20 protein-coding genes and 3 pseudogenes are annotated in these 23,390 nt (G+C 69.1%); 12 read left to right on the top strand and 11 right to left on the bottom strand.

Going from position 1 to position 23,390, the window contains the following annotated elements; genetic code table 11:
• Window positions 1-131 precede the first annotated feature (131 nt).
• The 3 genes from ACWC21_RS05250 to ACWC21_RS05240 all read left to right on the top strand — a co-directional run bounded on the left by ACWC21_RS05250 (window position 132) and on the right by ACWC21_RS05240 (window position 3,019).
• Window positions 132-935: a GNAT family N-acetyltransferase gene (locus ACWC21_RS05250; RefSeq protein WP_450878332.1), complete on the top strand. Its 804-nt coding sequence runs from the start codon at window positions 132-134 to the stop codon at window positions 933-935.
• 32 nt (window positions 936-967) lie between these two features.
• The gene (gene infA / locus ACWC21_RS05245; RefSeq protein WP_450878330.1) at window positions 968-1,189 is read left to right on the top strand and encodes a translation initiation factor IF-1; all 222 of its coding nucleotides are present in this window, start codon (window positions 968-970) and stop codon (window positions 1,187-1,189) included.
• Between the two features lie 168 nt (window positions 1,190-1,357).
• Entirely contained in the window at window positions 1,358-3,019 is a 1,662-nt protein-coding gene (locus ACWC21_RS05240; protein ID WP_450878328.1) for an LCP family protein, read from the top strand.
• A gap of 18 nt (window positions 3,020-3,037) precedes the next feature.
• Here ACWC21_RS05240 and ACWC21_RS05235 read toward each other — a convergent pair whose 3' ends face one another.
• Complete coding sequence (locus ACWC21_RS05235; RefSeq protein WP_450878326.1) at window positions 3,038-4,360, bottom strand: M18 family aminopeptidase; 1,323 nt, start codon at window positions 4,358-4,360, stop codon at window positions 3,038-3,040.
• A gap of 87 nt (window positions 4,361-4,447) precedes the next feature.
• Window positions 4,448-6,274: an acyl-CoA dehydrogenase gene (locus ACWC21_RS05230; protein WP_450878324.1), complete on the bottom strand. Its 1,827-nt coding sequence runs from the start codon at window positions 6,272-6,274 to the stop codon at window positions 4,448-4,450.
• Between the two features lie 212 nt (window positions 6,275-6,486).
• Between ACWC21_RS05230 and ACWC21_RS05225 the strand changes: the two genes are divergently transcribed.
• Both ACWC21_RS05225 and ACWC21_RS05220 read left to right on the top strand, forming a co-directional pair.
• Window positions 6,487-6,957, top strand: coding sequence for an SseB family protein (locus ACWC21_RS05225; RefSeq protein ID WP_388792695.1), 471 nt, complete (start codon window positions 6,487-6,489; stop codon window positions 6,955-6,957).
• Window positions 6,958-7,121: 164 nt separating this feature from the next.
• Window positions 7,122-8,099: a pirin family protein gene (locus ACWC21_RS05220; RefSeq protein ID WP_450878322.1), complete on the top strand. Its 978-nt coding sequence runs from the start codon at window positions 7,122-7,124 to the stop codon at window positions 8,097-8,099.
• Window positions 8,100-8,151: 52 nt separating this feature from the next.
• On the opposite strand, the gene ACWC21_RS05215 is transcribed toward ACWC21_RS05220, so the two are convergent.
• On the bottom strand, window positions 8,152-10,239 hold the full coding sequence (locus ACWC21_RS05215) for a SpoIIE family protein phosphatase (protein ID WP_450878320.1): 2,088 nt from the start codon (window positions 10,237-10,239) through the stop codon (window positions 8,152-8,154).
• 222 nt (window positions 10,240-10,461) lie between these two features.
• On the opposite strand from ACWC21_RS05215, the gene aspS reads away from it, so the two are divergent.
• Both aspS and ACWC21_RS05205 read left to right on the top strand, forming a co-directional pair.
• Window positions 10,462-12,225: an aspartate--tRNA ligase gene (gene aspS / locus ACWC21_RS05210; protein WP_450878318.1), complete on the top strand. Its 1,764-nt coding sequence runs from the start codon at window positions 10,462-10,464 to the stop codon at window positions 12,223-12,225.
• Between the two features lie 122 nt (window positions 12,226-12,347).
• Window positions 12,348-13,295, top strand: a complete 948-nt coding sequence (locus ACWC21_RS05205; protein ID WP_450878316.1) for a dioxygenase family protein — start codon at window positions 12,348-12,350, stop codon at window positions 13,293-13,295.
• Window positions 13,296-13,365: 70 nt separating this feature from the next.
• Here ACWC21_RS05205 and ACWC21_RS05200 read toward each other — a convergent pair whose 3' ends face one another.
• Entirely contained in the window at window positions 13,366-14,070 is a 705-nt protein-coding gene (locus ACWC21_RS05200; RefSeq protein ID WP_450878314.1) for a hypothetical protein, read from the bottom strand.
• An 88-nt stretch (window positions 14,071-14,158) separates the two neighbouring features.
• Here ACWC21_RS05200 and ACWC21_RS05195 point away from each other — a divergent pair, with 88 nt between their 5' ends.
• Entirely contained in the window at window positions 14,159-15,514 is a 1,356-nt protein-coding gene (locus ACWC21_RS05195; protein ID WP_450878312.1) for a pectate lyase family protein, read from the top strand.
• 70 nt (window positions 15,515-15,584) lie between these two features.
• Here ACWC21_RS05195 and ACWC21_RS05190 read toward each other — a convergent pair.
• The 4 genes and pseudogenes from ACWC21_RS05190 to ACWC21_RS05175 all read right to left on the bottom strand — a co-directional run.
• A pseudogene (locus ACWC21_RS05190) lies at window positions 15,585-15,842 on the bottom strand (hypothetical protein); the annotation flags it as partial.
• 7 nt (window positions 15,843-15,849) lie between these two features.
• Window positions 15,850-16,734, bottom strand: a complete 885-nt coding sequence (locus tag ACWC21_RS05185) for a hypothetical protein (protein ID WP_450878310.1) — start codon at window positions 16,732-16,734, stop codon at window positions 15,850-15,852.
• Between the two features lie 73 nt (window positions 16,735-16,807).
• Entirely contained in the window at window positions 16,808-17,698 is an 891-nt protein-coding gene (locus tag ACWC21_RS05180) for a helix-turn-helix domain-containing protein (protein ID WP_450878308.1), read from the bottom strand.
• A 306-nt stretch (window positions 17,699-18,004) separates the two neighbouring features.
• Window positions 18,005-18,426 (bottom strand): annotated as a pseudogene (locus ACWC21_RS05175) (ATP-binding protein).
• 152 nt (window positions 18,427-18,578) lie between these two features.
• Between ACWC21_RS05175 and ACWC21_RS05170 the strand changes: the two are divergent.
• Window positions 18,579-19,454: a helix-turn-helix domain-containing protein gene (locus ACWC21_RS05170; RefSeq protein ID WP_450878306.1), complete on the top strand. Its 876-nt coding sequence runs from the start codon at window positions 18,579-18,581 to the stop codon at window positions 19,452-19,454.
• Window positions 19,451-19,660, top strand: coding sequence for a DUF397 domain-containing protein (locus ACWC21_RS05165; RefSeq protein WP_450878305.1), 210 nt, complete (start codon window positions 19,451-19,453; stop codon window positions 19,658-19,660). The genes ACWC21_RS05170 and ACWC21_RS05165 overlap by 4 nt, the downstream gene beginning before the upstream one ends.
• A 60-nt stretch (window positions 19,661-19,720) precedes the next feature.
• Here ACWC21_RS05165 and ACWC21_RS05160 read toward each other — a convergent pair whose 3' ends face one another.
• The 3 genes from ACWC21_RS05160 to ACWC21_RS05150 all read right to left on the bottom strand — a co-directional run bounded on the left by ACWC21_RS05160 (window position 19,721) and on the right by ACWC21_RS05150 (window position 21,523).
• Entirely contained in the window at window positions 19,721-20,164 is a 444-nt protein-coding gene (locus ACWC21_RS05160) for a hypothetical protein (protein ID WP_450878304.1), read from the bottom strand.
• Between the two features lie 11 nt (window positions 20,165-20,175).
• Window positions 20,176-20,676 (bottom strand): hypothetical protein, encoded by a 501-nt coding sequence (locus ACWC21_RS05155; protein WP_450878302.1) that lies wholly within the window; start codon window positions 20,674-20,676, stop codon window positions 20,176-20,178.
• Window positions 20,677-20,833: 157 nt separating this feature from the next.
• Window positions 20,834-21,523, bottom strand: a complete 690-nt coding sequence (locus tag ACWC21_RS05150) for a cysteine hydrolase family protein (RefSeq protein WP_450878300.1) — start codon at window positions 21,521-21,523, stop codon at window positions 20,834-20,836.
• Window positions 21,524-21,577: 54 nt separating this feature from the next.
• Between ACWC21_RS05150 and ACWC21_RS05145 the strand changes: the two genes are divergently transcribed.
• Window positions 21,578-22,090 (top strand): PadR family transcriptional regulator, encoded by a 513-nt coding sequence (locus ACWC21_RS05145; RefSeq protein ID WP_450878298.1) that lies wholly within the window; start codon window positions 21,578-21,580, stop codon window positions 22,088-22,090.
• A 65-nt stretch (window positions 22,091-22,155) separates the two neighbouring features.
• Window positions 22,156-23,288, top strand: a pseudogene (locus tag ACWC21_RS05140) (IS630 family transposase).
• Window positions 23,289-23,390: the final 102 nt, after the last annotated feature.

The raw sequence follows: 23,390 nt of genomic DNA, 5'->3' as shown, positions 1-23,390 counted from the left end.
GAGAACGCGAGGAGGTGAGACCCATGAAGGCTGTAGTGGTGTGGGTGCTCCCCCTGTTCGGTCACGGTGGGCGGTTGACGTAGGTGTCGCCGGGAGCGCCTCGGACAAGGCACTCCTGAGAGGCAACACCTATGAACTCGAACCCTGTGCAGTTCACTTCGGGCACGGGCAACCACGTGGTCGTGGTCACGCGGGTTTCGGACACGCAGTGGCACGCCCTGGAGGACGACCGGACGGTCGGCCGCGGCAATGCTTCGCACCGTCCCGACGGGCGGCTCTTCATCAGCGTCGACGCATGGCACGACGCGGTGTTCGACCGCATCACCGACGCGATGCTGACGGACCTTCCGACACCGCTGTACACCGTCGTCGACGAAGCCGACCACGACTCGAGGTCCGCCTGGGAGCGGGCCGGCTTCGCCACCGCACGCCGCGAGTCGGGCTATCTCGTGCCCACCGACCCGCAGGCCACCGGGCTCGGCTCAGTACGGCACCGGTCAGACGTGACGATCGTGCCGGCCGGGCAGGCGGAGGAGGGCCCGCTGCGGGCCCTGGACCGCGTCATCCGCGACGAGGTCGAGGCCACCGTCGGATGGCGCACGATGCCCGCCGAGGTGCTGCCCTGCCTGGTGGGGACCACCGTTCTCGACCCGTCGAAGTACGCGGTGGCGCTGCACGGTGGCCAGTACGTCGGACTGATCCGGATGGCGACGCGGACCCGGCAGCCGCGGATCGGGCTGATCGCCGTCCGGGCCGACATGCACCGCCGGGGCATCGCCCGGGCGTTGCTGGCCCACGCGCTGGATGCACTGCACCGCTCCGGGACCACTTCGGCATGGGCCGAGGTGGACGAGTCCAACGCGGCGGCCACCGCCCTGTTCGAGGGCATCGGCGCCCGGCGGGCGGGTGGCACCCTGGAGCTCGTCCGCCGCTGACAGTCGCCACATCCCCGAAGAGAAGAGGAAGCATGACAAAGCAAGCAGGCGGCGTGGAAGTGGAGGGCACCGTAGTCGAGTGCCTGCGCAACGCCACCTTCAAGGTGGAGCTCGAGAACGGGCATACGGTGCTCGCGCACATCAGCGGGAAGATCCGGAAGAACTACATCAAGATCCTTCCGTACGACCGGGTGCTCGTGGAACTCAGCCCCTACGACCTCACCCGTGGCCGGATCCGCTACCGGTACCGGTGATCCGCGGACCGGTCCCGGTCCTGGCAAGAGCAGCCGGCCCGGAGGAGCAGCCGGGGCCGGGTGATCGGAAGTCGTCTGTCAACTCCCGCTGTGCCGCGAAGGGTTGTACGGAAGTGGCAAGTGTCACGATGGGCGACTTCCGGTGATCTGTGTGGATACTGTGACGGCGTGGACACATCAGGCTTTGCGGATCGAGACGATGCCGACCCCGCGGACCAGTGGGTACGCAACCCGGAGACCGGCGAGTACGAGTTACGCCCCGCCGCGCCCGTCGAGCAGTCGGCCGTGCCCGCCCCGCGGCGGTCCGAACCGGACGTCGCGGGCGAGCGGGGGGTTCCCGGCCCTCGCCGTGCGCCGGGCCGTGCCCGTGCCCAGCGCAAAGTCAAGAAGAGGTCCACCGGAAAGAGGGTGCTGCTGTGGACCAGCGGCACCCTGGTGTTCCTCGTGACCGCCGGTGCCGTCGGCGGCTATCTCTACCTCGAACATCTCGACGGCAACATCAGCACCACGGACACCGCCGGCGCCACCAGCGACTCCTTCAGCAAGGACAAGGCGTTCAACATCCTGGTGATCGGCACCGACAAACGGCAGGGCAAGGGCGACTCCGGCTACGGTGACGCCCACAGCGTCGGGCACGCGGACACCAACATCCTGCTGCACGTCTCCGAGGACCGGACGAACGCCACCGCGCTCAGCATCCCCCGGGACCTGATCACCGGGATACCGGACTGCCCGACCAAGCAGCCCGACGGCTCGACCAAGGTCATACCCGGGACCAGGAGCGACCGTTTCAACACCAGCCTCGGCCAGCTGGGCCGCGACCCCGGCTGCACCGTACGCACCGTGGAGCGGCTCGCCGGCGGTTTGAAGGTCGACCACTTCATGATGGCCGACTTCAACGCCGTGAAGACCCTGACGGCAGCCGTCGGCGGAGTCGACGTCTGCCTGGCGCACGCCGTGCACGACAAGAAGTCCCATCTGAACCTGCCCTCGGGTCCCGCGAAGATCCAGGGCGAGCAGGCTCTGGCCTTCGTCCGAACCCGTTACAGCTGGGGCAACTCCGGTGATCTGGACCGCATCAAGGTCCAGCAGCAGTTCCTCGGGGCCCTGTTCCGGAAGATGAAGTCCGACTCCACGCTCACCCGGCCGAACCGGCTGATCGAGCTGGCGGAGACCGCGACCAAGTCGCTCACGGTGGACAAGGGCATCGGGCACATCACCACGCTCAAGGACGTGGCCCTGGAGCTGAAGAAGGTGCCGCCGAAGAAGATCAGCTTCCTCACCCTGCCGGTCCGGGACAATCCCGCCGACGGCCCGGTCCACAAGACGGTCATCGTGCAGGAGGGCCCCGCCCGGCAGGTCTTCTCCATGATCAGGAACGATGTCTCGTTCACCGACGCGAAGAAGCGGCAGAGGAACCAGGTGGCCGCCAGGCTCAAGGGCCCGCGGTCGGCACCCGGTGACGTCCGGGTGAACCTCTACAACGCCGGCGCCCCCGTCGGCTCCGCCCAGGCCACCCTCACCTGGCTGCGGGCACAGCAGGGCGTGACCATGTCCAGTCAGCTCGGCAACACCGGCACGCACCAGCCGAAGACGACCCTGGAGTACGCCCCCGCCCAGGCCGCCCAGGCGCGCGAGCTCGCCGACCTCATGGGCCTTCCGGCCGATGCGCTGAAGCCGGGCGGGAGCGGGGCCGGCGATCAGGGGAGCCGGGCGATGGTGCTGCGACTCGGCGCCGATTTCCAGGGCGCCGGCATCCCCGTCACCGGTACCGCCAAGCCCCCCTCGGTCCCGAAACAGACGGCCGACCAGGTCAACTGCGCCTCGTGAGCGAGGGGGCGACACCCCCTAGCCCTCCAGGAACGCCCCCAGCGCGTTCGCCAGCAGGTACGGGTCGTCCGCGCCGCACAGTTCGCGGGCGCTGTGCATGGACAGGATGGCCACGCCGATGTCGACGGTGCGGATGCCGTGCCGGGCCGCGGTGATCGGGCCGATGGTGGTGCCGCAGGGCATGGAGTTGTTGGAGACGAAGCTCTGGAAGGGGACGTTCGCCTTCTCGCAGGCGGCGGCCCACACGGCACGGCCCGAACCGTCCGTCGCGTAGCGGTTGTTGACGTTGACCTTGAGGATCGGGCCGCCGTTGACGCGCGGGTGGTGCGTCGGGTCGTGCCGCTCCGCGTAGTTGGGGTGGACCGCGTGGCCGGTGTCGGAGGACAGGCAGACGGTGGCGGCGAAGGCGCGCGCCCGGTCCTCGTAACCGCCGCCGCGCGCGAACACCGAACGCTCCAGCACCGTGCCGAGCAGCGGCCCGTCCGCACCGGTGTCCGACTGGGAGCCGTTCTCCTCGTGGTCGAAGGCGGCCAGCACCGGGATGGCGGGCAGCGGCTCACCGGAGCCGGCGACGGCCGCCAGGGCGGCCACGCCCGCGTGCACGGACAGCAGGTTGTCCATGCGCGGGCCCGCGACCAGCTCGCGGTCCCGGCCGAGGTGGGCCGGCGGCTCGACGGAGTGCGTCATCAGGTCCCAGCCGGCCACCTCGCCCGCCGGCAGCCCGCACTCCGCCTCCAGGAAGGCGATCAGGTCGCCGTCGCGCACGTCGCCGCCGAGGCCCCACACCGGCTGCAGGTGCCGCTGCTTGTCGAGCTTGAGGCCCTCGGACGACACCGTCCGGTCGAGGTGGATGGCCAGTTGGGGCACCCTGAGCAGCGGCCGGTCGATGTTGACCAGGCGGGTGGAGCCGTCGCGCAGCGTCAGCCGCCCGGCGAGCCCCAGGTCGCGGTCGAGCCAGGAGTTCAGCAGCGGCCCGCCGTAGATCTCGACGGCGACCTGGCGCCAGCCGTGCGCCCCGACGTCCGGCTGCGGCTTGACCCGCAGGTTGGGGGAGTCGGTGTGCGCGCCGACGATCCGGAAGGGGGTGTGGGCGGCCGCGCCCTCGGGGACGTACCAGGCCACGATCGCGCCGCCGCGCAGCACGTACTTGCCGCCGTGCGTCCCCGCGGCGCCGGCCGCTGACGTCTCCGTCCAGGCGTCCGTCTCCGCGACCTGCCTGAAGCCGGCCTTCTCCAGCCGTTCGGCGACGTTCGCCACGGCGTGGTACGGCGAGGGACTCGCCGCGAGGAAGGACATCAGGTCGTCGGTGTGGCCGCGGTCGAAGCGGGCTGGTGCGCTCATAGTCTTCACCTTAACGACGTACGAGGGCCCGCTCCCCCCTACGGGAGCGGGCCCTCGCGACTGTTCAGGAAGGACGGGACGGCCGGATCAGAACGCGGCCTCGTCCAGCTCCATCAGGTCCAGGTCCACGCCCTCGGCCACCTTGCGGGCCAGGGTGACGCCCGGCAGGACGTTGGCCGCGAAGAACTTCGCCGCGGCGATCTTGCCGGTGTAGAAGGCCTTGTCCTTGGCGGAGGCGGTCTCCAGCTTCTCGGCGGCGACCGCGGCGCCCTTGAGCAGCAGGTAGCCGACGACCACGTCACCGGAGGCCAGCAGCAGACGGGTGCTGTTGAGGCCGACCTTGTAGATGTTCTTGACGTCCTGCTCGGTGGCCGCGAGGTCGGTGAGCATCAGGCCGACGATGGCCTCCAGCTCGACCGCGGCCTTGGCCAGGTGCTCACGGGCGCCCGCCAGCTCCTCGCCGCCGGTGCCGAGCGCCAGGAACTTCTTGATGTCCTCGGCGAGGGAGTTCAGCGCGGCGCCCTGGTTGCGGACGATCTTCCGGAAGAAGAAGTCCTGGCCCTGGATCGCGGTGGTGCCCTCGTACAGGGTGTCGATCTTGGCGTCGCGGATGTACTGCTCGATCGGGTACTCCTGCAGGAAGCCGGAGCCGCCGAAGGTCTGCAGCGACTGGGCGAGCTGCTCGTAGCCCTTCTCGGAGCCGTAGCCCTTGACGATCGGCAGGAGCAGGTCGTTGAGGGCGTGCTCGGCGGAGGTGTCCTCGCCGGCGGCCTCCTTGACGGCTATCGCGTCCTGGATCGAGGCGGTGTAGAGGACGAGGGCGCGCATGCCCTCGGCGTACGCCTTCTGCGTGATCAGGGAGCGGCGCACGTCGGGGTGGTGGGTGATGGTGACCTTGGGCGCGGTCTTGTCCATGAAGTTCGCCAGGTCCGGACCCTGGACGCGCTCCTTGGCGTACTCCAGCGCGTTGAGGTAGCCGGTGGACAGCGTGGAGATCGCCTTCGTGCCGACCATCATCCGGGCGAACTCGATGATGCGGAACATCTGGCGGATGCCGTCGTGCTTGTCGCCGATCAGCCAGCCCTTGGCCGGGTGGCGGTCGCCGAAGGTCATCTCGCAGGTGTTGGAGGCCTTCAGGCCCATCTTGTGCTCGACGTTGGTGGCGTAGACGCCGTTGCGCTCGCCGAGCTCGCCGGTCTCGAAGTCGAAGAGGTACTTCGGGACGAGGAAGAGGGACAGGCCCTTGGTGCCGGGGCCGGCGCCCTCGGGACGGGCGAGGACGTAGTGGAGGATGTTCTCCTCCATGTCGTGCTCACCGGAGGTGATGAAGCGCTTCACGCCCTCGATGTGCCAGGAGCCGTCCTCCTGCTGGATCGCCTTGGTGCGACCGGCGCCCACGTCGGATCCCGCGTCGGGCTCGGTGAGCACCATCGTGGAACCCCAGGTCCGCTCGACCGCGATCTGGGCGATCTTCTTCTGGACCTCGTTGCCCTCGTCGAAGAGGATCCCGGCGAACGCGGGGCCGGAGGAGTACATCCACACGGCCGGGTTGGCGCCGAGGATCAGTTCCGCGTAGGCCCAGATCAGGGACGGGGGAGCTGTCGTGCCGCCGATCTCCTCGGGCAGGCCGAGGCGCCAGTACTCGGACTCCATGAAGGCCTTGTAGCTCTTCTTGAACGACGCCGGGACCGGCGCGGTGTTCGTCTCGGGGTCGAAGACCGGCGGGTTGCGGTCGGCGTCCGCGAAGGACTCGGCCAGTTCGTTCTCGGCGAGCCGGGTCAGCTCCTCCAGAACGCTCTTGGCGGTGTCCGTGTCCATCTCCTCGAACGGGCCGGTGCCGTAGAGCTTGTCGCGGCCGAGCACTTCGAAGAGGTTGAACTCGATGTCGCGGAGATTGGACTTGTAGTGCCCCATGGTGACGGCTCCGTATAGGACTCGGCGAGGCACTGGCTCCTCGCATCTGGTTCACGTACCAACAAGTGGCTACGATGATGCTACCCGCCGGTAATAAGAAGCAAGCCCCGCCGGTCAAGTGTGAGAAGGGTCTACGTGTCCGCGCCCGGAAACGGCCCTCGAACCCTTGACGGCCCTGATGCGCGGCGGGCTGTCTCGGTACTCTTACGCGCATGTACGGCTACGACCAGAACGTGGGCGGCGCTCAGCAGCAGTACGCCCCGCCGCAGCAGCCCGGCGGCCTCGGCGGGTACGGCCAGCAGCCGCCGCTCTACCCGGAGCCGTCCCCGCCCTCGCTCGCGGACGCCGTGCGCGCCTTCACCACCGGCCAGATGGCCGCCGAGGACTTCCAGCAGGTCTTCGCCACCTCGAAGGTGTACTGCCCGCGCGGTGACAACCCCGGCTTCCTCGCCCTGCACAACACCCAGCAGCCGGTGATCCCGATGTTCACCTCCCTCAAGGAGCTGCGCCGGTACGCGGGCAAGGAGTCCAAGTACTTCGTCATCACCGGCTCCGAGGTCATCGACCTGCTGCCGACCGGCTACGGCTTCGTCCTCGACATGGAGGGCGAGCACCGCATGGTCTTCGACGCGAAGGCGGTCGAGCAGATGGTGGAGTTCGCGATGCGCCGTATGTACGGCTGACGGCCGTGTAACGGCTGACAGCTCCTCGCCGGCCTGCGCGGCCACCTGCGCGGCCACTCGAACGGCACCCGACGGCCCGGAGGGAATTCCCGCCGGGCCTTCTCTGTTCTCGGTGGCAGAAAGTTCAATGCTCAACTAAAGTGGCCGCACAAGGAGGTACCGACATGCCTGCAGTGACCGTCGAGAACCCGCTGACGCTGCCCCGGGTGACCGCGCCCGCGGAGGCCGTGGCACGTCCCGTGCTCGCCGTCACGACCGCGCCCAGCGGTTTCGAGGGTGAGGGCTTCCCGGTGCGCCGGGCGTTCGCCGGGATCAACTACCGCTACCTCGACCCGTTCATCATGATGGACCAGATGGGCGAGGTGGACTACGCGCCGGGCGAGCCCAAGGGCACACCCTGGCACCCGCACCGCGGCTTCGAGACCGTCACCTACATCATCGACGGCATCTTCGACCACCAGGACTCCAACGGCGGTGGCGGCACCATCACCAACGGCGACACCCAGTGGATGACGGCCGGCTCGGGCCTGCTGCACATCGAGGCCCCGCCGGAGCACCTGGTCATGTCCGGCGGTCTCTTCCACGGGCTCCAGCTGTGGGTGAACCTGCCGGCCAAGGACAAGATGATGCCGCCGCGCTACCAGGACATCCGCGGCGGCAACGTCCAACTGCTGACCACCCCCGACGGCGGCGCGCTCCTGCGGGTCATCGCCGGTGAACTGGACGGCCACGCCGGCCCCGGCATCACGCACACGCCGATCACCATGATCCACGCGACGCTCGCGCCGGGCGCGGAGATCACCCTGCCCTGGCGGGAGGACTTCAACGGCCTCGCGTACGTACTGGCCGGACGCGGCTCGGTCGGCCCCGACCGCCGCCCCGTCCACCTGGGCCAGACGGCGGTCTTCGGCAGCGGCGGCTCCCTGACGGTCCGCGCGGACGAGAAGCAGGACTCCCACACCCCCGACCTCGAGGTCGTCCTCCTCGGCGGACAGCCCATCCGTGAGCCGATGGCCCACTACGGCCCGTTCGTGATGAACACCCGCGACGAGCTCCAGCAGGCCTTCGAGGACTTCCAGAAGGGCCGCCTCGGCACGATCCCGGCGGTGCACGGCATGACGGAGAGCGGCCCGCGGGGCTGAGCCGACCAAGCGAGAGCCCGGGTGCGGTTGCGTCGCCGACCCGCCCGGGCGGTCACGCTCCCTCGCTGAGCACGAACCAGATGCTCTTGCCCTCGCCGCGCGGATCCACCCCCCACGCGTCCGCGAGCAGCTCGATCAGCAGCAGGCCGCGGCCGGAGGAGGCCAGTTCGCCGGGACGGCGCCGGTGCGGGAGGTCGTCGCCGACGTCGGTGACCTCCACCCGCAGCCGGCGCTCGCCCTTCTCCCCGGTGACCTCGGCGAGCAGCAGCGCGTCGGCGTCGGTGTGCACCAGGACGTTGGTGACCATCTCGGAGACCAGCAGGGCCGCGGAGTCGACCTGGTCGGCCGAGGTCCAGTCGTGCAGCAGCTCCCGTACGTGCCGGCGGGCCTCGGCGATCCGCTCCGGCTCGGCCTGCGCCACCGACATCAGGGTGCGGCGCACCCGGGGCCGCAGCGCCGTTCCCGGCCGGACACCCTCAGTGGTGCGGGACAGCAGCAGCACCGCCATGTCGTCCTCGCGCCGGCTTCCCGACGGTCCGTGCACCGCCTGCACCAGGGCGTCGGCCAGCGGCTCCAGGTCGTCGCCGTCCGGGTCGGGGAGGTGCCCCTCGAGGATGCGGCGGATACGCCGCCAGCCGGTCTCCATGTCGTGCCCGCCGGCCTCGATCAGGCCGTCGGTGCAGATCATCATGGTCTCGCCGGCCTCGAGGGTGAACCGCGTGGTCGGGTAGTCGGCGTCCGGGTCGATGCCGAGCGGCAGCCCGCCCGCCGTCGGCCGTGTCATCACGGTCCCGTCCGCCATCCGGATCGCCGGGTCCGGATGCCCGGCGCGGGCGATCTCCAGGGCGCCGGTCGCCGGGTCGGCCTCCGCGTACAGACAGGTCGCGAACCGCGCGTCCGCCCCGTCGCCGGCCACCCCGTGCAGAAAGCGCGAGGCGCGCGAGAGGACCGCGTCCGGGCGGTGGCCCTCGGCGGCGTACGCGCGCAGGGCGATGCGCAGCTGCCCCATGAGCCCGGCCGCCCTTACGTCATGGCCCTGCACGTCACCGATCGCCAGGGCGAACCGGCCGCCGGGCAGGGGGATCAGGTCGTACCAGTCACCGCCGACCTGCAGCCCGCCCCCGGTCGGGATGTAACGGGCGGCGACGCACATCCCCGGGATCCTCGGGCCCAGCGACGGCAGCATGGAACGCTGCAGCCCCTCGGCCAGCTCCCGCTCCGAGTCCGCGACCCCGGCCCGGGACAGGGCCTGGGCGAGCATGCGGGCCACGGTGGTCAGCACCGACCGCTCGTCCGGTGTGAAGGCGACCGGGTGACTGAAGGCCGCCATCCAGGCACCCATCGTGCGGCCGGCCACGGTCAGCGGCAGGAACGCCCAGGACTGCCGGCCGAAGTGCTGCGCGAGCGGCCAGGCCACCGGGTAGCGGGACTTGTAGTCCGCGGGGGAGGAGAGATAGACGGCACGGCCGGTCCGCACCACCTCGGCGGCCGGATAGTCGGTCTCCAGGGGCATCTGGGTGAAGGGCCCGTCGTCACCGGGCCGCTTCCCGTGCTGCCCGATGATCGTCAGCCGGTCGCCCTGGACGCCGAACACCGCGAGCCGGTCCGGTGAGAAACCCGGCATGGCCAGCCCGTCCGCGACCCGCAGCACCTCCGCCGTGGACCGCGCCTCGGCCAGCGCCCGGCCCGCGTCCAGCAGGAACGCCTCCCGGGAGCGGCGCCAGTCACCGGTGACCGTGCGGCGGCCCGCCGGGGTGCCCGGGCTCGGCTCGGTGACCTCCTGGAGGGTGCCGATCACCTCGTAGGCCTTCTTCACCTGGTCGAAGGACGGCTTGGAGCGGCTGCGCACGATCCGGACGACACGGGCGTGCTCGTCCATGATCCGGACGCGTACTTCGGCGAGTGTGCCCTCGGCGACCGCGAGCTGGATCACCCCGGTGATCTCGTTCCAGTCGACGGGATGGAGCCGGGCGCGTGCCTGGGCCTCGGTGAGGGTGGTCCGCTCGGCGGGCAGCCCGAGCAGCCTTGCCGCTTCCGCGTCCACGGTGACCAGTCCGTTGCCGGTGCTCCAGTGCCACATGCCGGTCGCGAGGGCGGCGAGGACCTCCCCTGCGGCGGGCAGGGCCTCGCCAGTGCGCATTGCCCCACTTTAGGAAGAGGCGATCCGTGACTGCCACCCATACCGCCGTCGAATACCCGAAGGACGTGTGACTGACTTCCCCTGCTCGGCGCGCGCCTCCCCGCCCGACGGTGTGTGCCTCTCTTAATGGTGGGGAGCCGATCTCGGGGTGGCCGGTACCCTTGGGAGGTCCGGGCACCGGGCCCCGGAGATTCCCGATCCGCGAAGACTGGATGAACGACGATGCATCGGTACAGGTCCCACACCTGCGGCGAGCTCCGCGCCTCTGACGTCGGCAGCGACGTCCGGCTGAGCGGCTGGCTGCACAATCGGCGCGACCTGGGCGGCATCCTCTTCATCGATCTGCGCGACCACTACGGCATCACGCAGCTGGTCGCCCGCCCCGGCACGCCTGCTTACGAGGCCCTCGACAAGGTCTCCAAGGAGTCGACGGTCCGCGTCGACGGCAAGGTTGTTTCACGTGGAACCGAGAACGTGAACCCCGACCTGCCGACCGGTGAGATCGAGGTCGAGGTGGGCGAGGTCGAGCTGCTGGGTGCCGCCCAGCCGCTGCCCTTCACCATCAACACCGAGGACGGGGTCAACGAGGAGCGGCGCCTGGAGTACCGCTTCCTGGACCTGCGCCGCGAGCGCATGCACCGCAACATCATGCTGCGCACGGCGGTGATCTCGGCGATCCGGCACAAGATGACGGCACTGGGCTTCAACGAGATGGCGACGCCGATCCTGTCGGCCACCTCCCCCGAGGGGGCCCGCGACTTCGTCGTGCCCTCCCGCCTGAACCCGGGCAAGTTCTACGCCCTGCCGCAGGCCCCGCAGCAGTTCAAGCAGCTGCTGATGATCTCCGGCTTCGACCGCTACTTCCAGATCGCGCCCTGCTTCCGTGACGAGGACGCCCGCGCGGACCGCTCGCCGGGCGAGTTCTACCAGCTCGACGTCGAGATGAGCTTCGTCGAGCAGGAGGACGTCTTCCGGCCGATCGAGCAGCTGATGACGGAGCTGTTCGAGGAGTTCGGGGGCGGCCGCCACGTCACGTCGCCCTTCCCGCGGATCCCGTTCCGCGAGGCGATGCTGAAGTACGGCTCGGACAAGCCGGACCTGCGGGCGCAGCTCGAGCTGGTGGACATCACCGACGTCTTCGAGGGCTCGGAGTTCAAGGCCTTCGCGGGCAAGCACGTGCGCGCGCTGCCGGTGCCGGACGTCTCCGCGCAGCCCCGCAAGTTCTTCGACCAGCTCGGCGACTTCGCGGTGACGCTGGGCGCGAAGGGCCTGGCCTGGGTCCGTGTCGCCGAGGACGGCTCGCTGACCGGCCCGATCGCGAAGTTCCTCACCGAGGAGAACGTCGCCGAGCTGACCAAGCGGCTGTCCCTGTCGGCCGGTCACGCCGTCTTCTTCGGTGCGGGCGAGTTCGACGAGGTCTCCAAGATCATGGGCGCGGTGCGGGTCGAGGCCGCCAAGCGGGCCGGGCACTTCGAGGAGAACGTCTTCCGCTTCTGCTGGATCGTCGACTTCCCGATGTACGAGAAGGACGAGGAGACCGGCGCGATCGACTTCTCGCACAACCCGTTCTCCATGCCGCAGGGCGGCCTGGAGGCGCTCGAGACCCAGGACCCGCTGGACATCCTGGGCTGGCAGTACGACATCGTCTGCAACGGTGTCGAGCTGTCCTCCGGCGCGATCCGGAACCACGAGCCGGAGATCATGCTGAAGGCCTTCGAGATCGCGGGCTACGACCGGGAGACCGTCGAGGAGAAGTTCGCCGGCATGCTGCGCGCCTTCCGCTTCGGCGCCCCGCCGCACGGTGGCATCGCCCCGGGCGTCGACCGCATCGTCATGCTGCTGGCCGACGAGCCCAACATCCGCGAGACCATCGCCTTCCCGCTCAACGGCAACGCCCAGGACCTGATGATGGGCGCGCCGACCGAGCTGGAGGAGGCACGGCTGAAGGAGCTGCACCTCACGGTGCGCAAGCCGCAGCCGAAGTAAGGCACAGACGGGCAAGAAGGGCTCGAAACCGGCGTCGGTTTCGAGCCCTTCCGCCGTGTGACTGACGGGTCCGTGACGTTTTCCCAGGTCGCTGACAGGCTTCTCACCTAGCTTCCCGGCCCATGGCAGACAACGAACAGGGCTCAGCCCGAGCAGACCTGACCCGTCGCAAGGTCCTGGTCGCCGGTGGTGCGACGGTGGCCGCTCTGGGTGTCGCCGGCACCCTGGCGGCGAGCGCCTCTGCGGACGAGGCGACCTCCGAGGCCACGGGCGACGCGTGCTACAAGCTCACGTCCGAGCTGGTCGAGGGGCCGTATTACATAGACGCCGACAAGATCCGCCGGAATGTCACCGAGGACCAGGAGGGCATCCCCCTGGCCCTCACCCTCAAGGTGATCGACTCCGAGACCTGCGAGCCGCTCAGGAACGCGGCCGTCGACATCTGGCACTGCAACGCCGTGGGCGTCTACTCGGGCTACGAGGCGATGGGCAGCGGCGGTGGCGGCCCGGCCCCCACGGGCGAGCCCCCGACCGGCACCCCGACCGGCACCCCGACCGGCGAGCCCCCCACCGGCGGTCCCGGCTCAGGCGGCGGCGGACACCAGGAACCGACGGACAACGACCGCTTCCTGCGCGGCACCTGGCACACCGACCGGCACGGCCTCGTCACCTTCAGGACGGTCTTCCCCGGCTGGTACCAGGGCCGCTGCGTCCACATCCACGTCAAGGTGCACGTGGACGGCGAGTGGACGGACGCCGGCTACGAGGGCGGCCACACCTGCCACACGGGCCAGCTTTTCTTCGACGAGAAGTCGGTGCTGCTGACCGAGTCGGTGGAGCCGTACTCCACCAACACCATGACCCGCACCACCCTCGACGAGGACACCATCTACCCGGACAACGGGCACGAGGGCGGCCTCCTCTACCTGAAGTACGACCGCAAGCACATCGCCCGGGGCGTACGCGCCCATCTGACCCTGGGCGTCGACCCCAGCACGACGCACGACGGCCAGGGCGGGCCCGGCCCCCGTCCCACCTCGTCGGCGTCACCTTCCGCCTCGGCGAGCTGACCTCGACCGCGAGCCTCCCTTGTCGTCAGGGACGAGACGACGAGGGAGGCCGCACCGTGCGCCGCGCACCTCACTCCTCCGGCTCGTCCGGGGACGCCCCCTCCTCCAGCAGTCGCTCGGCGATGTCCGTCGACCAGGCCAGAGCCCAGGCACGGACCTCCGTGACCTCGTCTCCCGTCAGTCCGTACGCCGTGAACGCCGAGTCCGCGTAGTAGTCCATGCCCTCCAGGCGGCTTTGCAGGGTGGGCAGGTCGAACTCGTCCCGGGCGTGGCGGCGGGCCAGTTCCTCCAGTTCGGGCCGGCTGAAGTGGGCGGAGGCAGCTCGCGCGTCGATCAGGTCGACGGCGAGCCCGCGGTCGTAGAGGGCCCGGATCTTCGTACCCACGGCGTCGTCGAGAGAGAGTGCCGGGCCGAAGGGGGTCGGGACGGGCGGGCTCCAGAAGGTCTCCTTGTGCAGGGCCAGAGCGGTGGCGGGCGCGCCCGTCTGCGGGTCCGTGACGGACAGGTGGGCGGAGAGCGGGTCCGCGTCCCGGAGCGTCACCTCACGGCCCCGGGCGGTGAGCGCGTCGCCGAGCGCGCGGGCGATCCGCTCCATCGGCTCGGTGCTCTCGACGGCCAGGTCGACGTTGGCGTGCGGGCGCTGCAGCAGGCCGTGCGCCTGCAGGGCATAGCCGCCGGCCAGCACTGGCGGAACGGGCGCGGCCACGGCGAAGACGTCGGCGAGGAGGCGGAGGTGGGCCTCTGCTCCGGGCTGGGGGAGGTGCGACAGGTTCACCCTGAAAGTTTTCCCCACCGGCGGCAACTTTCGCGTGGCGCACGGCCACTGACGAGTCGTAAGCCGTTCCCGCACGTAAGGATCCTCCGTGGCATCCCCTTCGCAGCGCCCCTCGCACCGCCGGTCCCTCCGTACGCGGCGCGTCCTCGTCGTCTCCGCCGCCGCCGTGGCCGCCGCTGCCGGTGCCGGTTTCTTCGTGATGAACGCGAACGCCACCGGCACCGACCTGTACCACCAGACGCTGGCCGCCAAGGACGGCTGGGCGTCCTCCGGGGCCGGTACGACCGGCGGGGCGAAGGCCGACTCGGCGCACATCTTCACCGTCGGCACCCGCGCGCAGCTGGTGAAGGCGCTGGGGTCGGCGTCCGACACCACGCCCCGGATCATCAAGGTCAGCGGGACCATCGACGCCAACACCGACGACTCGGGGAAGAAACTGACCTGCGCGGACTACGCGTCCGGCACCGGCTACTCGCTCTCCGCCTACCTGAAGGCGTTCGACCCCGCCACCTACGGCCGTTCCAAGCTGCCCTCCGGCACCCAGGAGAAGGCCAGGGGTGCCGCCCAGACGAAGCAGGCCAGGAACATCACCTTCAAGGTGCCGGCCAACACCACCATCGTCGGTGTGCCGGGCACCAAGGCCGGGATCACCGGCGGCATGCTCCAGATCCAGGGCGTGGACAACGTCATCGTCCGCAACCTCACCTTCTCCGCCACCGAGGACTGCTTCCCGCAGTGGGACCCCACCGACGGCGACGACGGCAACTGGAACTCGGAGTACGACTCGGTCACCCTGCGCGGGGCCACCCACGTCTGGGCCGACCACAACACGTTCACCGACGCCGCCCACTTCGACAGCGCCAACCCGAAGTACTTCGGCCGCGAATACCAGATCCACGACGGCGCCCTCGACATCACCAAGGGCTCGGACCTGGTGACCGTCGAACGCAACCAGTTCACCAACCACGACAAGACGATGCTCATCGGCAGCAGCGACACCGACAGCACCGGCAAGCTGCACGTCTCCATCCACCACAACGTGTGGAAGGGCATCGTGCAGCGCGCACCCCTGGCCCGGATCGGCCAGGTGCACCTCTACAACAACCTCTACGACACCGCGACGGTCAACGGCTACGTACTCCAGTACAGCATCAACTCCCGCGCGAAGGCGCAGGTCGTCGCGGAGGACAACTACTGGAGGATCCCCGCCGGCCAGAAGGTCTCCAAGCTGCTGAGCGGTGACGGCACGGGCTCGGTCGCGGGCAGCGGCAACCTGGTGAACGGTACGGTGACCGACCTGGTGGCCGCGTACAACGCCGAGAACTCGAAGAAGATCAAGACGACCGTGAACTGGACGCCGACGCTCACGGCGGGGCTGGAGACGTCGGCGAAGAACCTGCCTACGTCGCTGGCGACTACTACGGGGGCCGGGGTGCTGAACTAGCGGACGCGGACGCGAGAGTCACGGGGCCCGGGAAGCGGACGGTGGCTTCTCGGGCCCTGGTTCGCCGGCGCTACTCGTCTTCGAAGATCGCTTCGGCTGTCGGGGCGGTGACGGCGCGCCGGTGCCAGTGGCGCAGGGTCTCGGGGTCGCCGCAGCCGGTGATGCGTTCCCGGACGGCTTCGGGGACGTCGATGCCGCGCACGTCCAGGATGTCCAGGACGTCCTCGGCGGCGCGACGCGCCTCGCCTTCGGCTCGGCCTTCGGCTCGGCCTTCGTCGCGGATTTCCTCGGACAGGGGTGACTTGTAGAAGGAGAGGTCCACGGCTACCTATTCGCTACTCATCGTCGAAGATCGCTTCGGCTGCCGGGGCGGTGACGGCGCGCCGGTGCCAGTGGCGCAGGGTCTCGGGGTCGCCGCAGCCGGTGATGCGTTCCCGGACCGCTTCGGGGACGTCGATGCCGCGCACGTCCAGGACGTCCAGGACGTCCTCGGCGGCGCGACGCGCCTCGCCTTCGGCTCGGCCTTCGTCGCGGATTTCCTCGGACAGGGGGGACTTGTAGAAGGAGAGGTCCACGGCCACCAGTTTCCTCCACAGTTGTGCGGCTGGGTGCTTGCCCAGGCCTTGTGCGATGAGTTCGATGATCGGGTTGGCGATGCTCTGCGGGGTGTCCCGCAGAACGGTCGTCATTGACTTGAGTATGGCCCCGGCGTCCGGATTCTTGGCGTGGGTGATCGCGGCCAGCGTGGCGACGGCGAGATCCTTGCGGACTTCGGCCGGGTCGGTGATGACCGGCATGTTGTGCGGTCCCGCGACCAGCGGCCGCAGGGTCAGCAGGGGCCACTGGCGTGGGCCGAAGCTGACCTCGCGCGCGGCCCATTCCGCAGTGGCGTGGTCCTGGCAGACGACCAGCAGCATCGGCTGCAGCCGGTACTTGGTGAGCAGGTACGAGGCGTAGTAAGCCCAGCTGGCGGGCTTGTCCGGGTCCTTCCCGCCCTGGGACTCGACCGCCAGGAGCAGCGGTTCGTCGTCCTCCGTCTCCAGCCGCACGAGGGTGTCCACACGACGTTCGACGGGGCTGGTCTCGGTGAGGTCGTTGGGCAGGACGGTGAACGAGGTCGGCGGGGGGAAGTCGATGCCGAGTACCTCGGCCACTCCGGAGAAGAGGCCCGGGTACTGCTGGAAGATGCGGTGCATCGCCTCGTGGGGCGAGCTGACCATGGGGATTCCCGTGAGGTGAGGTGACAAGGGACGGGCGCTGATCGCAGGCGGGCGCAGGGTCGGGGCCGACTCGTCAGGTGGCCGTGGGCGGTGGTTGCCGCGGTTCGAGGCAGTCCCGGCAGTTGTGCGGGTCGGGGCCGCGGTAGCCGCGGTCGCAGGTGTCGCAGTTGCGCACGGGGTGACGGGCGGGCGGGGGTGGTTCGGGGGCGCGGAAGGGCGGCAGCGGTGGGAGCTGGGCGGTGAGGCGGTGGGCCAGGAGGGCGGCCGGGCGGCGCAGGGGCTCGGGTGGCAGGTCGCTGGTCAGGGCGTGGCGTACGGCCGTGGGGGTGAGGTCCCGCTCCAGCCAGGCGACGACGCCGGGCGCGAGGTGTTCGGCGTCGGTGGCGGAGAGCAGCAGGCGGGTGTCCATGCGGCGCAAGCCGGTGAGGACTTCGGTGGCCGTCTGGAGGAGGGCGGGAGAGATGTACGCGGGCTTCGGTACGGCGGGGAGGGCCCGGCGGCGTGCGGGTTTCTGCTGCGGGGCGGTGGCCGCGCGGCGGGCCGGGGGCCTGGGTGCGGGTTGTTCGGACGCGTCGCGGTCGCGGTGCCGGCCCGGCTGGTTGCAGGAGACCGTACGGGTGACGATGCGGCCCTTCTCCGTGCGTTCGCGGGTACGGCGCAGGTAGCCGTGGTCCTCCAGCTCGTTCAGGGCGTCGGCGATCCGGGTGGGCCCCTCCTTGAAGCGGGCGGTGAGGGACTTGATGTCGACGGGGGAGCCGGTGGGCAGCGACTGGATGTGGCAGGCCAGTCCGATCGCGAGCAACGACAGGTCCGGGTGCTGCGTGAGGTGGTTGCCGATCACGGTGAAGCGCGTGGTGTGGCGGGCGTTGTCGTGGATGACGCCGCTGGGGTGCGCGTGGGGGTGGTTTTTCCCGCTGTTACGGGACCGGACGCGCGGGCGCACGCTAGTGTTCTGGGTATCCATCGGGAAGGTGTCGACTTCCTAGGTGGTCAGGCCCTCGCAGTGGGATGCCAGTCCCGGCGAGGGCCGTCGTGTGTCTGGGGGTCGTGCTGTGTCGTGTTGCGCTGAGCGTAAGCCAGACGACCCGTCAGGAATCCAGCCGAGCCGGTGATGTTCACCCACCCGAGTGAGCGTGTGCCGAGCGTGCGCCGTGGGCGGGAGGGGTGGGGCTTGGTTCGGGTTCTTTCCCTCTCGTGGTCCTTGGTTAAGACCGCCGACGGCACCGGAGCACACGCGGTCGTACTCCGGTGCGTGTGCCGTTTCCGCTGGTCAGGTGCGCGATAGGTCGAGTTCCGCCCATACGGTCTTGCGGGGGACCGGTCCGAGCTTCACGCCCCAGCGGTCGGAGAGGGCGTCGACGAGGAGAAGGCCTCGGCCTGACTCGCCGTCGGGGGTGGGGGACGGCGACAGGGGAGGTTGTCACCCCGGGTGTCCGTGACCTCGACGCGGAGGGCCGCGTGGCGGGCCAGCAGGGCGAGGCGGAAGTCACGTCCGGGGAGCCGGCCGTGGGTGGCGGCGTTCGCGGCGAGCTCGGCGACGAGGTGTTCGGCGGCCTCGGTGACGCGGTGGGGCAGGTCGCGGGTGCGCATCCACTCCGTGGCGAGAAGTCGGGCGACGCGTGGTGTGGGTGACAGGAGCACGCTGAAGTGGTCGGCGGGCGAGAGAAGTTGGGTGGACTTTTCGCTGTTCACGTGACTGAGCGTGGTGGTGCGTGCTTACCGTGAATAGTGACAGTGCTGATACGTAGGGTGACTGTTCGAGGTTTGTCGGCTGTTGTCCGGGCTGTCTGAACTGGTCCTACGGCAGGACGTTGCGGCACGGCGGTACGACGGAGGAGCGCGGGATGTCGGTCGATGGAGAGGTGCGGCAGCTCAAGGGTGAGGTGGATGGGCCGGGGTGGGAGGTGGACCCGGACGATGAGTGGGGCATTGCCGTTATCGCCACGGTGGGACGGCAGTTGAGGCTGCGGCGTGAGGCTGTGGGGATGAGGGCCGGCGAGTTCGGGAAGGCCGTCGGCTACGGCGAGGACATGATCTACAAGCTTGAGGGCGGCAAGCGGATCCCTCGGCCTGAGTTCCTGGACAGGGCGGACGAGGTGTTGGGGGCGGGTGGGTTACTCGCGGCGATGAAGGAGGATGTGGAGAGAGTCCGGTACCCGAAGAAGGTTCGGGACCTGGCGCAGATGGAGGCCAGGGCGGTCGAGCTTCAGCTCTATGACCCGCTGAACATCCACGGATTGCTGCAAACCCCCGCCTATGCACGTGGGTTGCTCCTGATGCGGCGCCCTGCATACACCGAGGACGAGGTTGAGAGGTTCATTGCCGCGAGAGTAAGCCGCAAGGCGGTGTTCGAGCGGGAACCGGCGCCTGAGCTCAGTTTCGTCCTGGAGGAGTGGACACTTCGGCGTCCGCTCGGCGGGAGGGAGCTGTTGCTTCACCAGCTTGAGCACCTCCTGGAAATGGGACAGTTGCGGAACGTCGAGCTTCAGGTGATGCCCATGGATCGCGAGGAGCACGCCGGACTGGCTGGCGGGATCGAGGTGCTGAAGTTCGAGGATGGCTCGATGGTTGGGCGTTCACCAGCAGTAGCCAACGGCCGACCGGTTACCGAGCCTAGGCAGCTCCGTATCCTCGAACTGCGGTATGGCATCATCCGGGCTCAGGCCCTCACGCCGCGTGAGTCGGCCGCCTTCATTGAGCAACTGCTGGGGGAGACATGATCCGGAACACCTCGGCCGAGGAGGCCTCTGACCTGGCGTGGTTCAAGAGCAGCTACAGCAGCAGTAGCGAAGGTGACTCTTGCGTCGAGGTCGCCAACACCCCTGGCACCGTACATGTGCGTGACTCCAAAAACGTCGAAGGTACCCGTCTGGCACTCACGCCCCAGGCCTGGGCAGACTTCGTGCCCTACGCCGTGCAAGGCTGACGCCTCAACAGCGCGCCCCGAGCCAGGGTGTCACCGGCATCGGGGCGCCTTTGCCGTAGGTCAGAACAACGCGTCGGGCTTGGGGAACAGACCGTCGTCGGCGAAGCCCTCGGTCGTTTGCTGGGGGCTGCGCGTGGCGGCCCGCGCCTGTGCCTTGGCCTTACGAGCTGCGGCCCGCCGCCGCTTGGCCTCCGGCGTGTGCAGCCCCTTGTCCAGTTCTTCCTTGTAGCGGGCGTGGTTCAGCTCCAGAAGGCTGTCCCGAAGCTCCTTCTGGACCTCGGGTGCGATGGTGAAGCGATCGCCTTGCCCAGCCGTGTGGAAACCATGTTTTAGATCGAGATCGGTCCAGTCGTACGCCTCGGCGCCGGCTTGGTCCACCTCGATGTGCGCTTTGCGGATTGCCTCAATGGTGGGGGCGGCTTCGGACTCAGCGTGGACAAGCTTGTACAGCGAAGTGAGGCCGATTCCCATGGTGGCCATGGCAGTGCGCTGGGCTGACTCCATTGTCTCTCCTGCTACTTGCAGGCGCTGGGTCTCGTCGGATCGGCGGGACACACGATCACCATGGACCGGGCGCGGTGCCGCAGCATCAGCTCCTGCATCACCAGGCCGGCCTCGACCGTCTTGCCGAGACCGACGTCGTCGGCGATCAGCAGGTTCGTAAGGGGCAGGGAGGGGGCGCGGACCACCGGGTCCAGCTGGTAGTCCTGGATCTCCACGCCGGAGCGGAACGGAGCCTGGAGCGCGGTCTTGTCCGCGGAGGCGATGGCGCCCCAGCGCACCGCGTCCAGGAAGGCGTCGAGCCGTCCGGGGTCGTCGAAGCCGTTCTCGGGAGACGGCAGCTCGTAGGCGTCGTGGACGTCCGTCGCCTGCTCCAGCTCCCACACGACCCGCAGTTCCTCGTCCCGGCCGTCGCTCTCCCGGGAGGACAGCTTGACCAGGTGGGTGGGGATGGCCTCGGCGGCACGCGCCGGGTCGTCGCTGGTGGCGGTCGAGCGGACGACGTCGGTGACCACCCAAGGGCGGTGGCGAACCGTGACGCGTTGGCCGGGGGCCGGTACCGGCACGCTCGTTGTCCCAGGATTCACCTTCACCGACTGCGTGGTCATCCCGCTCGTCCCCCCGCTTTCACGGCCGGCCCCTTCCCGGCGGTCGTAAAAATCCAGTGCCGCATCAGGCAACGTTGGCCCGCTGTTCGTCCTCTCGTGCCGGGGTGACTGAGGTCAGTCGGTTGGTGATCTCTTCTGCGCTCAGCACGAGGGCGAAACCCTTGCGCAGGACTGCGAGTTCAGGTTCTTGCCGGGACTCGTCGTCGGTTGCCGTGACGTCGGAGCCGAAGACGACCTTGTAGCCACGTTCGTATGCCTGCCGGGCCGTGGTGCCGCAGCAGTAGTTGGTGAGCGTTCCCGTGACGATGACCGTGTCGCGGTCGAGGTTACGCAGCATCGTATCGAGCGGGGTGTCGTAGAACGCCCCGTAGGAGGGCTTGCGGATGACGACCTCGTCGGGGCGGCGGCCCATCGGGGCCCACACCTCGGTAGGGCCCGGTCGGCGCCAGTCGGTGTCGGCATGCGGGAGGAACCGCAAGGCGTGCGGACGGTCCAGTCCGAGATGGGTGTCGTCGAAGATGGTCCAGATCACCGGGACGGAGGTCGCCCGGCATTCTTCGACCAGTTGGTGCAACCGGGGCGCCATCCGGGTGGCTGCGGGCACCCAGTAGGGACTCCAGCCGGGCCGGACGAATTCGTCTTGCATGTCGATCACCAGCAGTGCCGCCCGTTCAGGCCGTATGTCGAACGATGCTCGGCCACGCTCGTAAGCGTTGCGCGCCCGTGTGATCACCCATTCCTCGGTGTATGTCATGCTGACTCCTGCCTCGATTCGAGGTACCTCGTTTCGATGTGCGAGAGTAGCAGCATGCTCGAACTCGCGATCCTGGGATTCCTGGCCGAGGGACCGCTGCACGGCTATCAACTGCGCCACCGGATAGAGCACTTGTCTGGCCATGCCCGGCCGGTCAGCGACGGCAGCCTCTACCCGGCGATCAACCGGCTGGTCAGCGCCGGATTGCTCGACCGGCGGACCGAACCGGGCTCCTCGGCCGCTCAGCGGCTCACTCTGAGCCTGACCAATGCCGGCCACTGCGAGCTGCTGCGCCGACTGCGGGATGCCAACGGCCTGGACATCAGTGACAGCACCCGATACTTCACGGTCCTGGCCTTCCTGTCTCACCTGCCCGACACCGCTGATCAGCACGCGGTACTGCGTCGGCGACTTGATTTCCTGGAACAGCCCGCGAGCTTCTTCCACGACGGTGACCGCCTACTGGGCGCCGACTCCATCGACGACCCCTACCGGCGCGGCATGCTCACCATCGCCCGCGCCACCAGCCACGCCGAAAGGGCCTGGCTCCGGGAGACGTTGGCCTGACACCGCACCCGCAGGCACCGCGCCCGTTCTGCACCCGGACGCCTCCTCTCCCGAAAGACGTGCCGGTGGCAGAGCCAGTGCGGATCCGCGAGATCGACAGCGATGAGGGACAGCGCCTGCTGCGGATCATCCGCCGGGGCACCGGCTCAGTGGTGACCTGGCGGCGGGCCCAGATGGTCCTGCTGTCCGCGCAGGGCATGCCCGTGACGAAGATCGCCGAGGTGACTTTCACGAGCCCGGACCGGGTCCGGGACGTAGTCCACAACTCAACGCCGACGGCTTCGCCTCGCTCTACCCGAAGTACAAGGGCGGCCGGCCGAGGACGTTCACCCTGCCTGAGCGGCGGGAGATCAAGAAGATCGCCAAGTCCAGGCCGGCCGAGCACGGCCTGCCGTTCTCGACCTGGAGCCTGGTGAAGCTGGCCGACTTCCTGGTCGCTGAGGGGGTGGTCGACGACATCAGCCACGAGGGCCTGCGGGTCCTGCTCCGCGAGGAGGGCGTGTCCTTTTAACGCATAAAAACGTGGAAGACCTCCCGCGACCCCGACTACGCGACCAAGAAGGCCCGCGTCGAGCAGCTCTACGCGATCGCCGACGGCGAGGTCATACCCGAGGACGGCGATCCCGAAATCGTCTTATGCCTGGACGAGTTCGGCCCGCTCAACCTCCAGCACCATCCCGGACGGCAATGGGCCGAGCGCGGCGGGAAGCACAAGGACCCCGACCGGGAACCGATGCCGCGTCAGCGGGCGACCTACACCCGCCCGCACGGGGTCCGGCACCTCTTCGCCGCCTACGACCTGGGCAAGGACAAGCTCTACGGGCACATCAAGCCGAAGAAGAACCGGACGAGATTCCTGGAGTTCTGCTGCTACCTGCGCAGCCTTTACCCGTCCAGGACCCGCGTCGCGATCGTGCTCGACAACTTCTCCCCGCACCTGACCGCGAAGAAGGACACCCGGGTCGGCGACTGGGCCGCGGCCAACAACGTTGAGTTCGCCTACACGCCGACCAACAGCTCCTGGCTGAACCGCATCGAAGCCCAGTTCACCGCCCTGCGCTACTTCACGCTGGGCGGCACCGACCACGCCAGCCAGAAGGAGCAGGGCAGCATGATCCGCCGCTACATCATCTGGCGGAACAAGCGTGCCGCCGACGAACGCCTCCGCGAGGTCGTGAACAGGGCGAACGTTGCCTGATGCGGCACTAGTGTGATGCGCCAGAAATTCTGAGGGTTAGTTACTACCCTGTTGTCATGTCTCATCCCGGGCCTTCAGCTGTGGAGATCACGCTGTCCGAAG

The sequence above is a fragment of the Streptomyces sp. NPDC001348 genome (assembly GCF_053597535.1).
Note: the sequence above shows the minus strand (reverse complement) of the source record. Positions and strands in the feature narration are given on the sequence as shown.

Coding starts and splice junctions, on each gene's coding strand:
- ACWC21_RS05230 (WP_450878324.1), bottom strand. CDS start 6,274: ATGGGGCACTACAAGTCCAATCTCCGCGACATCGAGTTCAACCTCTTC.
- ACWC21_RS05225 (WP_388792695.1), top strand. CDS start 6,487: ATGTACGGCTACGACCAGAACGTGGGCGGCGCTCAGCAGCAGTACGCC.
- ACWC21_RS05150 (WP_450878300.1), bottom strand. CDS start 21,523: ATGACATACACCGAGGAATGGGTGATCACACGGGCGCGCAACGCTTAC.
- ACWC21_RS05250 (WP_450878332.1), top strand. CDS start 132: ATGAACTCGAACCCTGTGCAGTTCACTTCGGGCACGGGCAACCACGTG.
- ACWC21_RS05160 (WP_450878304.1), bottom strand. CDS start 20,164: ATGGAGTCAGCCCAGCGCACTGCCATGGCCACCATGGGAATCGGCCTC.
- ACWC21_RS05165 (WP_450878305.1), top strand. CDS start 19,451: ATGATCCGGAACACCTCGGCCGAGGAGGCCTCTGACCTGGCGTGGTTC.
- ACWC21_RS05205 (WP_450878316.1), top strand. CDS start 12,348: ATGGCAGACAACGAACAGGGCTCAGCCCGAGCAGACCTGACCCGTCGC.
- ACWC21_RS05185 (WP_450878310.1), bottom strand. CDS start 16,734: ATGGTCAGCTCGCCCCACGAGGCGATGCACCGCATCTTCCAGCAGTAC.
- aspS (WP_450878318.1), top strand. CDS start 10,462: ATGCATCGGTACAGGTCCCACACCTGCGGCGAGCTCCGCGCCTCTGAC.
- ACWC21_RS05180 (WP_450878308.1), bottom strand. CDS start 17,698: ATGGATACCCAGAACACTAGCGTGCGCCCGCGCGTCCGGTCCCGTAAC.
- ACWC21_RS05220 (WP_450878322.1), top strand. CDS start 7,122: ATGCCTGCAGTGACCGTCGAGAACCCGCTGACGCTGCCCCGGGTGACC.
- ACWC21_RS05235 (WP_450878326.1), bottom strand. CDS start 4,360: ATGAGCGCACCAGCCCGCTTCGACCGCGGCCACACCGACGACCTGATG.
- ACWC21_RS05170 (WP_450878306.1), top strand. CDS start 18,579: ATGTCGGTCGATGGAGAGGTGCGGCAGCTCAAGGGTGAGGTGGATGGG.
- ACWC21_RS05145 (WP_450878298.1), top strand. CDS start 21,578: ATGCTCGAACTCGCGATCCTGGGATTCCTGGCCGAGGGACCGCTGCAC.
- ACWC21_RS05215 (WP_450878320.1), bottom strand. CDS start 10,239: ATGCGCACTGGCGAGGCCCTGCCCGCCGCAGGGGAGGTCCTCGCCGCC.
- infA (WP_450878330.1), top strand. CDS start 968: ATGACAAAGCAAGCAGGCGGCGTGGAAGTGGAGGGCACCGTAGTCGAG.